General features: G+C 67.3%; 12 protein-coding genes. 1 reads left to right on the top strand and 11 read right to left on the bottom strand.

The genetic code is table 11. The features are described from left to right. Positions 1-201: 201 nt before the first annotated feature. From mtnA to ligA, 5 genes are all read right to left on the bottom strand, one after another. Positions 202-1266, bottom strand: a complete 1065-nt coding sequence (gene mtnA / locus AASM09_RS08255; RefSeq protein ID WP_049430096.1) for an S-methyl-5-thioribose-1-phosphate isomerase — start codon at positions 1264-1266, stop codon at positions 202-204. Between the two features lie 46 nt (positions 1267-1312). Further along, the gene (locus AASM09_RS08250; RefSeq protein ID WP_049430097.1) at positions 1313-2041 is read right to left on the bottom strand and encodes a DUF3011 domain-containing protein; all 729 of its coding nucleotides are present in this window, start codon (positions 2039-2041) and stop codon (positions 1313-1315) included. A gap of 138 nt (positions 2042-2179) precedes the next feature. Then, complete coding sequence (epmA, locus tag AASM09_RS08245) at positions 2180-3136, bottom strand: EF-P lysine aminoacylase EpmA (RefSeq protein WP_049430098.1); 957 nt, start codon at positions 3134-3136, stop codon at positions 2180-2182. Further along, positions 3133-3618, bottom strand: coding sequence for a GNAT family N-acetyltransferase (locus tag AASM09_RS08240; protein WP_024957227.1), 486 nt, complete (start codon positions 3616-3618; stop codon positions 3133-3135). Before AASM09_RS08240 ends, epmA begins: the two co-directional genes overlap by 4 nt. Before the next feature lie 50 nt (positions 3619-3668). After that, positions 3669-6140 carry an NAD-dependent DNA ligase LigA gene (gene ligA / locus AASM09_RS08235; RefSeq protein ID WP_180848944.1) on the bottom strand — a complete coding sequence of 824 codons (2472 nt, stop codon included), beginning with the start codon at positions 6138-6140 and terminating at the stop codon, positions 3669-3671. A gap of 307 nt (positions 6141-6447) precedes the next feature. Between ligA and AASM09_RS08230 the strand changes: the two genes are divergently transcribed. Further along, positions 6448-7572: a pyridoxal phosphate-dependent aminotransferase gene (locus AASM09_RS08230; protein WP_049427505.1), complete on the top strand. Its 1125-nt coding sequence runs from the start codon at positions 6448-6450 to the stop codon at positions 7570-7572. Positions 7573-7646: 74 nt separating this feature from the next. Here the strand turns inward: AASM09_RS08230 and zipA are convergent, their stop codons facing one another. The 6 genes from zipA to AASM09_RS08200 all read right to left on the bottom strand — a co-directional run bounded on the left by zipA (position 7647) and on the right by AASM09_RS08200 (position 14003). Continuing rightward, on the bottom strand, positions 7647-8387 hold the full coding sequence (gene zipA / locus AASM09_RS08225; protein WP_049427506.1) for a cell division protein ZipA: 741 nt from the start codon (positions 8385-8387) through the stop codon (positions 7647-7649). A gap of 46 nt (positions 8388-8433) precedes the next feature. After that, positions 8434-11937: a chromosome segregation protein SMC gene (gene smc, locus AASM09_RS08220; protein ID WP_049427508.1), complete on the bottom strand. Its 3504-nt coding sequence runs from the start codon at positions 11935-11937 to the stop codon at positions 8434-8436. Between the two features lie 260 nt (positions 11938-12197). Further along, positions 12198-12647: a 50S ribosomal protein L9 gene (gene rplI / locus AASM09_RS08215; RefSeq protein WP_043398478.1), complete on the bottom strand. Its 450-nt coding sequence runs from the start codon at positions 12645-12647 to the stop codon at positions 12198-12200. Positions 12648-12752: 105 nt separating this feature from the next. After that, positions 12753-12983 carry a 30S ribosomal protein S18 gene (gene rpsR / locus AASM09_RS08210; RefSeq protein ID WP_002804494.1) on the bottom strand — a complete coding sequence of 77 codons (231 nt, stop codon included), beginning with the start codon at positions 12981-12983 and terminating at the stop codon, positions 12753-12755. A gap of 11 nt (positions 12984-12994) precedes the next feature. Then, positions 12995-13432, bottom strand: a complete 438-nt coding sequence (gene rpsF, locus AASM09_RS08205) for a 30S ribosomal protein S6 (protein WP_005410228.1) — start codon at positions 13430-13432, stop codon at positions 12995-12997. Between the two features lie 232 nt (positions 13433-13664). Then, complete coding sequence (locus tag AASM09_RS08200; protein WP_049428383.1) at positions 13665-14003, bottom strand: HesB/IscA family protein; 339 nt, start codon at positions 14001-14003, stop codon at positions 13665-13667. Positions 14004-14057 lie beyond the last annotated feature (54 nt).

Below are 14057 nucleotides of genomic sequence, written 5' to 3'. Positions count from 1 at the left end.
CCGGAACCTCGATTCAACCTGTGGATACTACCACAACAGGCCGTTTTCCGCCTCCCTTTACGGGGATTTTACCTGCACAAATCAGGAACTTAGGGGGTTCATCCGCCCCTGTAGAGCCGAGCCCATGCCCGGCTGCGGCGGATTCCCCGGCGGAGCCGAGCATGCGCTCGGCTCTACAGACATCCTCGACCCAGTCACGGCTCAACCGCCAAAGGCGGCGCGCATGTTCCCGGCGGTCGGGTTCAGGATCACGCCGCGCTCGGTCACGATGGCGTCGATCAGCTCGCCCGGGGTGACGTCGAACACCGGGTTCCAGGCAGCGATGCCCTCGGCCACGGTGCGGGTGCCACCCACGCCGTACAGCTCGCCCGGATCGCGCTGCTCGATCTCGATCTGGCTGCCGTCAACGGTGTCCATGTCCACCGTCGAGGACGGCGCCACGACCATGAATTTCACCCCGTGGTGGCGCGCGGCGATGGCCAGCTGGTAGGTGCCGATCTTGTTGGCGGTATCGCCGTTGGCGCAGATGCGGTCGGCACCCACGATCACCCACTGCACGGCACCGGTCTTCATCAGGTGCGAGGCAGCCGAATCGGCGATCAGGGTGGCGTCGATACCATCCTGCTGCAGCTCCCACACGGTCAGACGCGCGCCCTGCAGCCACGGCCGGGTCTCACCGGCGAACACGCGGGCAATGCGGTGCTGGGCCATGCCGGCACGGATCACGCCCAACGCGGTGCCGAAGCCGGCGGTGGCCAGCGAGCCGGTGTTGCAATGGGTCAGCACACCGCTACCGGTCTCGATCAGGCCTGCGCCCAGCGCGCCCATATGGCGGTTGGCCGCCAGGTCTTCCTCGGCGATGGCCTGCGCCTCCGCTTCCAGCGCGGCCTTCCAGTCAGCGCCGGCAGCATTCAGGCAGCGGCGCATGCGCGCCAGCGCCCAGGCCAGGTTCACCGCGGTCGGGCGCGAGGCGTTCAGGCGCTGCAGCGCCGGCTCCAGTTGCTGCAGGGCATGTGCACCGTCGGCGGCCTGCACGTCGCGCGCCGCCAGCACCACGCCCCAGGCGGCGGCGATGCCGATGGCCGGCGCACCACGCACGGTCAACGCGTGGATGGCCGCAGCCACTTCGTCACTGTCATGGCAGACCACATGCTCGACCACGAACGGCAGCTTGCGCTGGTCCAGCAGTTGCAGGGCATCGCCGGTCCACAGGATCGGGCGGATGTGGTCGTAACGGGCGTAGTCGATGTCTGAGGCAGTGTTCATGGGCCCATTGTAGGGCCACGCCCCCGGGGTTGGAGCCCGCCCGGACTCAATTCACCGAGAATTCGGCGCGGCAGCCGCCGTCCACCCAGATGCCGTTGCGGCTCCAGCCCCAGGTACTGCCTTCCTCGCACGGCGTGCTGGACAGCTGCTCGAAGACAGCGGCACCAACCGAGATGCTGGCACCGCAGAAACGGCGCTTCTTCGACTTCGATTCACAGGTCAGCCGGCGTGGTACGTCAACGAATCGGCCGTCCTCGTCAGCCACTTCGAAGTCCCCCTGGCAACCGCGACTGGTCCAGACTTCATTGCGCTTGTAGCCCCAGCCCTGCCCTTCGCGGCATGGCAGCGCCGACAGCTGGCGCAGCAGGCGCACTGGCGCCCCATCCAGGCGCACCGGGCAACTCTGCGGGCGGCCATTGGATTCACAACGCACCACGCGACGGACCAGGCGCTTGCCCTCGCTGGCTACCGGCGCGACACCTGCAGCGCGGCGCGCGCGGAACTCGGCGCGGCAGCCCAGCGTGACCCACACGCCACTGCGGTCGGTGCCCCATTCGCTGCCACGGATGCAGCTGCTGTTGGAGAGCTGGCGCACCAGGTCGATGCCGTTGCTGACATCGATATCGCAATGCACCCAGCCCATGTCGCGTGATTCACAGGTCACCACTTCACCGTCGTAGCCGGCCTGCTGGGCAGATGCCGATGACGGCAGCCAGGCACCCCATAGCGCGATGGAGTACACCGGTGCAGCGACAACCGCAAACCACTTGACCAAAGCCTTCCCCAACAGGAATGGATGAACTGCGTGCCAGTGTCCGGCATCTGCCGTGATAAGAGCATCATCCTGCTTACCGAAGCAAGCGCGGAAACGCGGTATTCCGTTCAGTCTTCGAAGTTCAGGAACGCGCGTCGCTCATGCGTGGGCAAAGTCGTAGGCCAGCACATCGGCGATACGCGGCGTGCGGTTCATCGCCATCAGCAGGCGATCGACGCCCACCGCTACGCCAGCGCACGCCGGCATCGATGGCAGCGCAGCCAGCAGCGCCTCGTCCAGCGCCGGCTGCACCTGGCCACGTTCATGGCGCCGCTGCAGGTCACGCTGGAAGCGCGCGCGCTGCTCGTGGGCGTCGTTCAGTTCGTGATAGCCGTTGGCCAGCTCCACCGCGCCCAGGTACAACTCGAAACGCTCGGCCAACGGTGGCGTGCCGGGCCGGATACGCGCCAGTGCAGCCTGGCTGGACGGCCAGTCATGGACCACGGTCATCACCGTGTCATCAAACTGCGGCTGGATGCGATGGGTCATCAACAGGTCCAGCCAGTCGTCGCGGGTCAAACCGACCGGATCGATGTGCACATCACCCAGCGCGGCCCGCAATGCACCCTCATCGGCCTTGAACGGGTCCACGCCCACATGCTGCTGGAACAGCTCGCGGTAGCTCAGCACGCGCAGCGTCGCACTGCGTCCGACCAGCGCCAGCGCCTGGCCGACCAGCTCGGCGGTCTCCTCCACCAGGCGATGATGATCCCAGCCAACCCGGTACCACTCCAGCATTGTGAATTCCGGATTGTGGCGGCCACCGGCCTCGCCGTTGCGGAACACCCGACCCAGTTCGTAGCAGTCGCCGACGCCGGCGGCCAGCAGGCGCTTGAGCGGATACTCCGGCGAGGTACGCAGCCAGCGGCGACGGCCACCTGCATCGACATGGCCGGTGAAATCGGTATGGAAGCTGTCGATGTTCGGCTCGGTGTTGCCCGCCACCGACAGGATCGGCGTTTCCACCTCCAGCACATCGCGCTCGGCGAAGAAACGGCGCACCAGCGCGTTGAGCGCGGCACGCTGCTGCAGCGCCCGCAGCAGGGCCTCGCTCACAGGATGCCCTCCGGGCGCGGATGGTCCAGCGGCAGGGTCAGCAGATCGCGGGTGTCGTCGATGTAGCCGCTGGCCAGGTAAAGGCGACGGGCCAGCTCGTTGTGGTGGTTCACTTCCAGGCGCAGGCGGCTGACGCCACGGCCGCGCGCACGCTGTTCGCAGATCGCCAGCGCCTGCTTGCCGCGGCCACGACCACGTGCACGGTGGGCCAGGTACAGCTCGTCCAGCAGCATGAAGTGGCCGCCCTGTTCCAGGCTGAAGCCCATCGCGATCACCGCATAGCCGACCACCTCGCCGGCCTCGTCCAGCCACAGCAGCACTTCGCCATTACGCGGATCGGCCAGCAACGCATCCACGCCGCGACGCACGCGCGCGTCGTCGAAGTCGATCCTGTCTTCGGCGTAGAACTCGCGCATCAACGCGATCAGCAGCTCCTCGTCAGCTCGGGTGGCCAGGCGGAAATCCAGCGGGGCGGTCTGCATCGGTGTTCCTTTGTGTTTCATGCCGGGCGCAGGGGCACCCGGCGGGGTCATCATTCGTGTTCAGCAAGATAGGCCAGCAGGCGGTCCTCGTCCCACACCGGCACACCCAGCGACTGTGCCTTGTCCAGCTTGGAGCCTGCCTCGGTGCCGGCCACCACGAAACTGGTCTTTTTCGACACGCTGCCGGACACCTTGGCACCAAGCGCCTCCAGGCGCTCCTTGGCGGCATCGCGGGTAAGCTGGGCCAAGGTGCCGGTCAGTACCACGGTCTGCCCATCCAGCGGACCGGCCACGATCTCGGCCAGCGCCGGCGCCTTGGCCAGGATCTGCCGCATCGCGTTCTCGGCGGCCAACAGCATCGCACCGTGGCCATCGGCGTCCAGCCACTCGGCCAGACCACGCGCCGTGTCATCCGGCAGCCCGGCGTTGACGAACTGGCCATGCTCGGCGTCGAGCACCGCCTGTGCACCGGGCAACGCGGCGACCAGTTTTTCCGCGCGCAGGCGGGTAATGCCAGGGATCTCCGATTCGACCAGCAGCTGCGCCAGGTCCAGCCCCTCGCGCAACTTGGCGCTGGGCGCGTGCACATCGCTGATGCGGACCTGTCCGACCTGCAGAAGGTCATCGATGGCCTGCTGGTTGCCCTGCTGCTCGAAGAAGTGGCCGAGCGACCGCGCCACTTCGCCACCGATGTCCGGCACGCGCTTGAACAGCGGCCACGGCAGATGGCGGATCAGTTCCAGGTCACCGAACCACTGCGCCAGCGCCTTGGCAGTGCTCTCGCCCACATGCTCGATGCCGAGTGCGAACAGCAGGCGTTCCAGCGTGGCGGCCCGGCTGGCGTCGATCGCTGCGATCAGGTTGTCGGCCCACTTGGTGGCGATCTTCTTCGTGTTCCATTCGAAGCTGGCCGGCTGCGCCAGCGCCTGCGCGCGCCAGCCCGGATCGTTGCCGTCCAGCTTGAGCACCGCATTGAGCACGGCACCACTGCCCTCGGCGGGAAGGTGCAGCTTCAGCGCCGCTGCCAGCGCCGACGGATCCTCCGCATCCAGCACCAGCTTCAGGTGCAGCAGCGTATCGCGGCTGAGCCGGTACAGGTCGGCCACGCTCTTGACGATGCCGGCATCGACCAGGGTTTCGATGTACTTGTCGCCGAGGCCGTCGATGTCCATGGCGCGGCGCGAGGCGAAATGGGCAATGGCTTCCTTGCGCTGCGCCGGGCAGGACAGTTCGCCCGAACAACGCCACGCCGCCGCCCCCTCCTCACGCACGATCTCCGAGCCGCACACCGGGCAGCGCGTCGGCATCTGCCACGGCGTGGTGCCCTGCGGGCGGCGGTCGAGAATGACGCTGACCACCTCGGGAATGACATCGCCCGCACGACGCACGATCACGCTGTCGCCGACGCGCACATCGAGGCGCGCGATCTGGTCGGCGTTGTGCAGCGTGGCGTTGGACACGATCACGCCGGCCACGGCCACCGGCGCCAGGCGCGCAACAGGCGTGGCAGCACCTGTGCGGCCGATCTGGATCTCGATCGCCTCCACCGTGGTGCTCTGTTCCTGCGCCGGGAACTTGTGCGCGATGGCCCAGCGCGGTGCGCGCGAGACGAAGCCCATCGCCTGCTGGCCGGCGCGGTCATCCAGCTTGTAGACCACGCCATCGATATCGAACGGCAGGCCGTCGCGGCGCTCACCGATATCGCGGTAGTACCCCAGCAGGCCGTCGGTCCCTTCCACCACCTTGCACAGTGCGCTGACCGGGAAACCCCAGGCGCCGAGCTGGGCCAGCGTGCCCGAATGCGTGTCTGGCAGCTCGCCACCCTGCACCTCGCCGGTGCCGTAGGCGAAGAAGCTCAGCCTGCGCTGCGCACTGATCTTCGGATCGAGCTGGCGCAGCGAGCCGGCCGCGGCGTTGCGCGGATTGGCCAGCACCTTGCCACCGTGCTGACGGGCACGTTCGTTGTAGGCCTCGAAATCGGCACGCGCCATATAGACCTCGCCGCGTACCTCCAGCACGTCCGGCCAGTCCTTGCCGTGCAGGCGCTTGGGAATGTCACCGATCTCGCGCAGGTTGGCGGTCACGTCCTCGCCGGTACTGCCATCGCCACGGGTCGCGCCGAGCACGAAGTGACCCTCCTCGTAGCGCAGGCTGATCGCCAGGCCGTCCATCTTCGGCTCGGCCGAGAACCGCAGGCTGCGACGCCCCAGGCGCTCGTCGATGCGGCGCACGAAATCGGCCACTTCTTCATCGCTGAAGGCATTGGACAGCGACAGCATCGGTACCGCGTGGCGCACTTCCGGGAAACGGCCGGAGGGCCGCGCACCGACCTGCTGGGTCGGACTGTCGGCACGGGCCAGTTCCGGATGCTCGCGCTCCAGCGCTTCCAGCTCGCGCACCATCCGGTCGTAGTCAACGTCGGGGATCTCCGGCGCGTCCAGCTCGTGGTAGGCGCGGTTGGCCTGGGCGATCTGCCTGCGAAGGTCTGCGGCGCGTTCGGCGGGGCTGGGGCTCATCGGGATCCGGTGGTTCTGGGATGGCCGGGAATTCTACCGCGCCCGGCCGTCAGGCCCGGTAACGCCTCCGCCTTTGCAGCGTCGAGCCATGCTCGGCTCCCGCCCCCGCTCTGGTAGCTGCCAACCATCGCCCCCGCTCCGGTAGCTGCCAACCTTCGCCCCGCTCCGGTAGGTGCCAACCTTCGCCCCGTTCCGGTAGGTGCCAACCTTGGTTGGCACGTCTGCAGTCGAGCACGGCTCGACGCTACAGAATCAGCTTGCCACCCGCCCCCTCCAGCGCTAGCGTGCGTCGCCTCTCATCGGAATTCCGCCCATGACCCCGCCCGCCTCCCGCCGTCACTTCCTGCAGCTGGCCGGTGCCGGCCTCGCCATGGCCGGCACCGGCCTTCCCCGCCCTGCCCAGGCCCAACCGGCCTCGGCCGCTGCGCCCGCACCTCGCGAAGGTGCCGTACTGCTGAATTTCAACGAATGCCCCCACGGCCCCTCGCCCGCTGCCCAGCAGGCCGCGCGCGACAGCATCGCCGGTTGCGGCCGCTACCGTTTCGCACTGGCCGGACAGGTACGCGACGTCTTCATCGAACAGGCAGGACTGCCGGCCGACCATGTGCGCCTCTATCCCGGCTCCAGTGAACCGTTGAATCGCGCCGCCACCGTGTGGACGGGCCCGCAGGCGGGCCTGGTGGTAGCCGACCCGACCTTCGAGACGCTGGGCGAGGTCGCCGCCGCACACGGTGCCGACGTGCAGAAAGTGCCGCTGCGCGACGACGGCGCACATGACCTTCGTGCAATGGTCGCCGCCGCACATGCACGGCCGACCGGGCTGCTGTATGTGTGTAACCCGAACAACCCGACCGGCTCGGTCAGCCCTGCCGATGAGCTTGCCTGGCTGCTGGCCCACAAGCCTGCCGCCACCCGCGTGCTGGTCGACGAGGCCTACCTGCAGTACAGCGAGCAGCCGAGCCTGATCGCGCAGGTGACGCAGCGCGATGACCTGATCGTGCTGCGCACGTTCTCCAAGCTGTACGGCATGGCCGGCCTGCGCCTGGGCGTGGCGGCTGCACATCCCGACCGCCTGCGCGAACTGGCCCGCCTGGGCGACAACCCGCTACCGGTGCCGGCCCTGGCCGCGGCACTGGCCAGCCTGCGCGACCCGCAGCTGATCCCGCAGCGGCGCCTGCAGAATGCCAAGGCGCGCCAGGCCACCATCGCGTGGTTGGGCAAGCGTGGTTTCAGCTGCGTTCCGTCGGAAGCAAACTGCTTCTTGGTGGATGTGCAGCGCGACGGCAGTGCGTTCGCCAAGGCGATGGCGGACAACGGCGTGGTGATCGGACGCAGCTGGCCGATCTGGCCGCAGCGCGTGCGGGTAACGGTGGGCACCGAGGAGGAGATGGCCGCGTTCCGCCGCGCGTTCGCGAAGGTGGCCGGCGTCCCGGCGTAGACCGCATCCACGCATGGCGTGGATCTACCGGGGGTGGGTGCCGACCGTTGTCGGCACACCATGGCAAACCGCGCTTACCAGCGCGGGGTCTTGGTCAGCGGCGGTGCCTGGTGCTGGCGATCATAGGCACGCAGCTCGTCACGGATGTGCGCGATGCGCTGGCGGCCCAGGGGGTTGCGGCTGTCATCCAGCACCAGGCCGTCCAGCAGCTCGGCCATGCGCTGCACCGTCGGCAGCATCTTCTCCCAGGCATCCAGCGCGGTCAGCGGCGCCGGCAGGGTCAGGAAGAAGGCGATGGCCGGGGTTTCCATCGCACGGATGTTGGCCATGTCGAAGCTGCCCGGCTTCATGATGCTGGCCATCGAGAAGATCGGGCCGCGCTCCGGGTGGCCTTCCACCAGGCGGTGGAACACGTTCATGTGGCCGAACACCAAGCCGGTCTTCTCCGCCGCCACCACGATGTCTTCGCCGCGCAGCTGCTCGCCGGCGCGAGCGGCCACGAACAGCGAGACGATCTTGTCGAAGTCCTGGGTGGCGCGCTTGCCAAGGTCGCTGGCCGCGCCTGCGTCGGTGTCGGCCAGGCCAAGCTCGGCCTGCTCGCCTTCCGGGCCCAGGCCCGGCTCCACGCGGCCATCGGCCACGGTGACGCCATCATCGCCCAGCACCGGCTCGCGACGCTCGCCGCTGGTCGGTTCCGCGCTTTCCACGCGGCGCCCCTGGGGCTTCTTCTTCGGACGGCCAAACAGGAAGATCGCGGCGATCAACAGCAGGCCGGCGGCCAGGATGCCGATGCGCAACAGTGCCGTGTCGGACATTCGATAGGTTCTCCGGCTAGTTCATTCAGGTAATTAGGATGGCACGTCAGGCCGCGCCCGCCAATCGTGCGGCTTCTTCCAGGTCCACGCTGACAAGGCGGCTGACGCCTGGTTCGCGCATGGTCACGCCCGACAGCTGGTGCGCAGCCTCCATCGTCGCCTTGTTGTGGCTGACGAACAGGAACTGCACCTTCTCGCTCATTTCCTTGACCATGTTGGCCAGGCGGCCGACGTTGGCTTCGTCCAGCGGTGCGTCCACCTCGTCCAGCAGGCAGAACGGTGCCGGGTTCAGCTGGAAGATGGCGAACACCAGCGCCACTGCGGTCATCGCCTTCTCGCCACCGGACAGCAGCGAGATGCTGGACACCCGCTTGCCCGGCGGACGCGCCATGATGGTCACGCCGGTGTCGAGCAGGTCTTCACCGGTCAGCTCCAGGTAGGCGTGCCCGCCACCGAACAGGCGCGGGTACAGCGCCTGCACGCCGGCGTTGACGCGGTCGAAAGTGTCCTTGAAGCGGCCGCGGGTCTCGCGGTCGATCTTGCGGATGGCATCTTCCAGGGTTTCCAGCGCGGTGGTCAGGTCGGTGTGCTGCGAATCCAGGTAGTCCGAGCGCTGCGACGCCTCACCGTACTCGTGGATGGCCGCCAGATTGACCGGCTCCAGCCGGCGCATGCGGCCATCGATCTGGTGCACGGCCTGCTCCCAGTCGCCCAAGCGAGCATCTTCGGGCAGCGCATTGAGCACGTCCTGCAGTACGAAACCGGCCTTCTCCACCGCACCCTGCAGGGTGTCCGCGCTGAGCACCAGCGCTTGCTGATCCAGCTTGCGCTGCGAGATGCGCTCACGCTGGGCCAATGCCTGTTCGTCGCGCTGGTGGCGGGTCTGTTCGTAATTGCGCAGCTCGGCGTCGATGCCGTCCAGCAGCGTGCGCGCCTCGGTCAGCACGCGATCGGCGCGCACGCGCTCTTCCAGCGCGTTCTGATGCTCGGCCTGCAGAGATTCGACCGGCGAATCACCCTCGTCCAGCTGCGAATGCAGCTCGCCCAGGCGCGAATCCAGCTGCCCGCGCTGGGTGCCCATGCGCTCCAGTGCCTGGCTCAACGAAGCCAGCTGCGCCCGCTGCGATTCCAGGGTCAGCGCCAGCGAGTGCGAACGCTCGCGCACCGCACGTGCGGCGTCGCGGGCAAGGTCGCGGGCCTCGGTCAGCTGGCGGCGCTCGCCCTCGAGTCGCTGCCGGGTCGATTCCAGGTCGCCCATGCTGCTGACCGCGTTCTCCAATCGCGAACGCGCTTCACGCGCCTGTTCGTTGTTGGCCTCCAGCGTTTCCTGCAACTGCTTCAGCTCACCTTCGATGCGATCGATGCGCGTGCGTGCGGCTTCCACCTTGCCCTGCTGGCCCTGCAGCTGGCCTGCCAGTTCGGATACCGCACGATGGGCCTGGTACAGCGCACGCTGCGCGTCTTCGCGCTGCTGTTCGGCGGCCTGCAACTGCTCGCGGAAGCCTGCCAGCTGTTCTTCCAGCTCGGCTTCGCGGTCCTGAAGCTGCTCGATCTGCTCGCGCAGCTCATTGATCTCGCGTTCGCGCAGCAGCGCGCCCTGCTGGGCCGCGCCGGAACGCGACACGCGCAGCCAGCCCTCGCCCAGGCGCTCACCGCCCTGGGTGATGATCGAATCGCCTTCCGGCAGGCTGGCCTGCAGCGCCTTGGCTTCGGCCAGATCCTTGGCACCGTGCAGGTGCGCCAGCAGGCGACGGATCGCTGCTGGACCACGCACGCGTGCAGCCAGCGAGGTCGGTGCAGCCTTGAAGTCGGCACCGGCGTTGGCAACCAGCGCGATGTGGCCATCGCCCAGTTCGCCCAGCGCGTCGACCAGGCTGGCCGGGTCATCCACCAGCACGCCTTCGATCAATTGGCCGAGCGCGCTTTCCACCGCGTTTTCCCAGCCGGCATCAACGTTCAGGCGTTCGCCGACACGCGCCGCCGAATCCAGCCCACGCGCCTTCAGCCAGGCCACAGCCGCGCCCTGCTCCTGGCCCAGTGCGGCCTGTTGCAGGGTTTCCAGCGAGGCCAGGCGGCCACGCAGGCCGTTGACCTGCTTGCGCAGTTCCGCCAGTTCGCTCTGGCCCTTGCGCTGCTGCTCCTGCACGGCGGTCACGCCCTGCTTGCGCAGCTCGACGTCTTCGCTCAGCTCATCCAGCGCGGTTTTCTGCGTGTCGTGCTGCAGGTGCAGCTGCTCGAAGGCTTCTTCCAGCGCGTCCACGTCCAGCCCGGCGCGCTCGGCGGCCAGGGCTTCACGACGCCGGTCGGCATCGAGGATCTGCTTGTCCAGGTAGTCCACGCGCGTGCGTTCGACATCGCCGGCGCGCGAGGCTTCCGAACTCTGCGAGCTGTGCTGTTCCCAGCGCTGCTGCCAGCTGGCCAGCCGGTCTTCCGCCTCACGCAGGCTTTCCTGCTTGATCTCGTTTTCTTCCTGCAGTTCTTCCAGCTGCGGGGTGGCGGCCTCGACCGCCTCACGCAGCACCATCAGCTTGGCCTCGTCGCCACTGATGTGCTGCCCCAGCTCGGCCAGGGCCTGCTGGGTTTCATCGCGTGCCTTGTGCAGGCGCTGCGACAACTCGCGCTGGTGCTGGATCTGCTGCTCCAGGCGGGCCAGCGTGCTGCCGACCTGGTAGACCGCGGCCTGCGCGGTGTTCAGCGCATCGGCCGCCTCTTCGCGGCGCACGCGCGAGGTCTCGATGCGGGCCTCGGCGTCACGCTGGTCGGCGATCAGCTGCTGCAGCCTGGTTTCTTCCTGCGACAGGCCTTCGCGCAGCTTCGACAGCCGCCCGTCGAGGCCACGGAATTCCAGTGCCTTCCACTCGGCATCCTTGACCCGGCGCTCTTCCTGCAGCGCCTGGTACTGCTCGGCCTGCTTGGCCTGGCGCTTGAGATGCTCGAGCTGCTTGCTGATCTCATCACGCAGATCACCCAGGCGGTCCAGGTTTTCGCGGGTGTGGCGGATGCGGGTCTCGGTTTCCTTGCGGCGCTCCTTGTACTTGGAGATGCCGGCCGCCTCTTCCAGGTACACGCGCAGGTCTTCCGGGCGCGCCTCGATGATCTGGCTGATCATGCCCTGCTCGATGATCGAGTAACTGCGCGGCCCCAGGCCGGTGCCGAGGAACAGGTCGGTGATGTCACGGCGGCGGCACTTGGTGCCGTTGAGGTAGTAATTGCTGGTGCCGTCGCGGCTGACCGTGCGCTTGACCGAGATTTCGTTGAACGAGGCGTACTCGCCCGAGATCGTGTGGTCGGAGTTGTCGAAGATCAGCTCGACGGTGGCCTGCGAGACCGGCTTGCGGGCGTTGGAACCGGAGAAGATCACGTCGGTCAGCGAGTCGCCGCGCAGGCGGCTGGCCGAACTCTCGCCCATGACCCAGCGCACGGCGTCGATGATGTTCGACTTGCCGCAGCCATTGGGCCCCACCACGCCGGTCATGTTGGTCGGCAGGTGCAGGGTGGTCGGATCGACGAACGACTTGAAGCCGGACAGCTTGATCGTGGAAAGACGCATAGGGGTTCCGGACTGGGGCCGGCAAGCGGCCTGCGTTTACCCTCCAAGTCATTGATCCTGTTGGGATCGATGACCGTGGAACGGGTGTGACGCCCTGAGTATACCGATGTGGCCGTGTTCTACGAATGGGCGTGGAACATTGTCCGGCCCTGCCCCGTCGGCCCGGCCGGCCTCGACACCCTGGAGCGGGAGCCATAAAACAAAACGGGCACCCTTGCGGGCGCCCGTTCTGCGGTGATGCCAGGCCTTGCGGCGTGGGATCAGGCTTCGGCGACGACGACAACCTTGACGGTGGTCTCGACGTCGGCGTGCAGGTGGATCAGCACGTCGTACTCGCCGATGTTGCGGAAGGCGCCTTCGCCCAGGATGACTTCGCTCTTGCTGACCGGCAGGCCGGCAGCGGTGAAGGCATCGGCGATTTCGCGGGCGCCGACCGAGCCGTACAGCTTGCCTTCGGTCGAAGCGTTGGCCGGGATGGTCACGCTCGCGCCGTCCAGCTTGGCCTTGCGGGCGTCAGCTTCGGCGTGGATGGCCTGGGCCTTGGCCTCGTACTCGGCGCGCTTGGCTTCGAACTCGGCCTTGTTGCTCTCGGTGGCCGGCACGGCCTTGCCCTGCGGCACGAGGAAGTTACGGCCGTAGCCCGGCTTCACGTCGACCAGGTCGCCCAGGTTGCCGAGGTTGGTGACTTTCTGCAGGAGGATCAGCTGCATGGTATTGCTCCAGATGAGTTATTCGTTAGCGAGGCGATGCCCCGCAACAAAGGCTGTCCGAATAGCTGGCACAGCGGGGGCGGCACCGGGCCGCCCCGCCGGGCATCAGACGTCGTGGTTGTCGGTGTACGGGATCAGGGCCAGGAAGCGAGCGCGCTTGACGGCGGTCGCCAGCTGGCGCTGGTACTTCGACTTGGTACCGGTGACGCGGCTCGGCACGATCTTGCCGTTCTCGGTCAGGTACTGGCGCAGGGTGTTGAGATCCTTGTAGTCGATCTCCTTCACACCTTCAGCCGTGAACTTGCAGAACTTGCGGCGACGGAAGAACTTGGACATGGGAAGGCTCCTTAGGCGGCGGAAGCGGCGTCGTCGCCGGCTTCGTTGTCAGCGGTGTTGTTGGACTCGCCTTCTTCGTCGTCACGACGACGGCGCTCACCGCGCTCCGGCTTGTCACCCTTCTCGTCCTTGCTCTTCATGATCAGCGACTGCTCGGTGTCAGCCTCGTCACGCTTGATGACCAGGTTGCGCAGCACGGCGTCGTTGAAGCGGAAGCTCTCGGTCAGTTCGTTCAGAACGGCCTGGTCGGCTTCGATGTTCATCAGCACGTAGTGGGCCTTCACCAGGTTCTGGATCGGGTACGCCAGCTGGCGGCGGCCCCAGTCTTCCAGACGGTGGATGGTGCCGTTGCCGTTCTCGACCAGCGACTTGTAGCGCTCGATCATGGCCGGGACCTGCTCGCTCTGGTCCGGGTGGACCATGAACACGATTTCGTAATGACGACTCATGTTTTTCTACCTTTCGGATGTGGCCTTGCGGCCGGACAGCCCCCCGCCGTTGAGACCGCGGTGGGGCAAGGGTTCCCGCCGGGTAGGCAGGAAGCCGCGCATTATGGCGCAGATGGGGAGGATGGGCAACCGGGGGTACCCGACATGCTGAACCGGGGTGCCCTGCCCCGGTGCCGATCAAGGTCGGCACCCACCAGGCGGGCAGCGCAGGGCCATGCCCGGCGGCCGGCCGTCAGGCCTTGTCGGCGTCGGTGGTGAAGCTCTCGCCGCAGCCACACTCGGCGGTGGCATTGGGGTTGCTGAACGTGAACGTCTCGCTCAGGCCATGCTTGCCGAAGTCGATCACGGTGCCGTCCACCAGCGCCAGGCTCTTGGCGTCGACATAGATCTTCACGCCGTCCTGCTCGAACACGGTATCGCCCTCGCGCTCATCGCGGGCCAGGTCGGTCACGTGGCCCCAGCCGGAACAGCCGGTCTTGGTCACGCCGAAACGCAGGCCCAGCGCGCCGGGGGTCTGGGCGACGAAGCGCTGCACGCGCTCGAAGGCAATGGGGGTCAGGCTGACAGCCATGAGGCTACTCCAGAGGTACGGGGACATTATAAGGAGCCGTTGCCATGAAAAATG

Source organism: Stenotrophomonas maltophilia, assembly GCF_039555535.1.
Classification (GTDB): domain Bacteria; phylum Pseudomonadota; class Gammaproteobacteria; order Xanthomonadales; family Xanthomonadaceae; genus Stenotrophomonas; species Stenotrophomonas maltophilia_Q.
The sequence above is the reverse complement of the archived record's forward strand: the minus strand, read 5'-3'. Positions and strand labels throughout refer to the sequence as shown.

Bases quoted from the DNA above. Each gene is read 5' to 3' on its own strand.
- mtnA (WP_049430096.1), bottom strand. From the start codon at position 1,266: ATGAACACTGCCTCAGACATCGACTACGCCCGTTACGACCACATCCGC.
- AASM09_RS08240 (WP_024957227.1), bottom strand. From the start codon at position 3,618: ATGCAGACCGCCCCGCTGGATTTCCGCCTGGCCACCCGAGCTGACGAG.
- AASM09_RS08230 (WP_049427505.1), top strand. From the start codon at position 6,448: ATGACCCCGCCCGCCTCCCGCCGTCACTTCCTGCAGCTGGCCGGTGCC.
- zipA (WP_049427506.1), bottom strand. From the start codon at position 8,387: ATGTCCGACACGGCACTGTTGCGCATCGGCATCCTGGCCGCCGGCCTG.
- smc (WP_049427508.1), bottom strand. From the start codon at position 11,937: ATGCGTCTTTCCACGATCAAGCTGTCCGGCTTCAAGTCGTTCGTCGAT.
- rplI (WP_043398478.1), bottom strand. From the start codon at position 12,647: ATGCAGCTGATCCTCCTGCAGAAAGTCACCAACCTCGGCAACCTGGGC.
- rpsR (WP_002804494.1), bottom strand. From the start codon at position 12,983: ATGTCCAAGTTCTTCCGTCGCCGCAAGTTCTGCAAGTTCACGGCTGAA.
- rpsF (WP_005410228.1), bottom strand. From the start codon at position 13,432: ATGAGTCGTCATTACGAAATCGTGTTCATGGTCCACCCGGACCAGAGC.
- AASM09_RS08200 (WP_049428383.1), bottom strand. From the start codon at position 14,003: ATGGCTGTCAGCCTGACCCCCATTGCCTTCGAGCGCGTGCAGCGCTTC.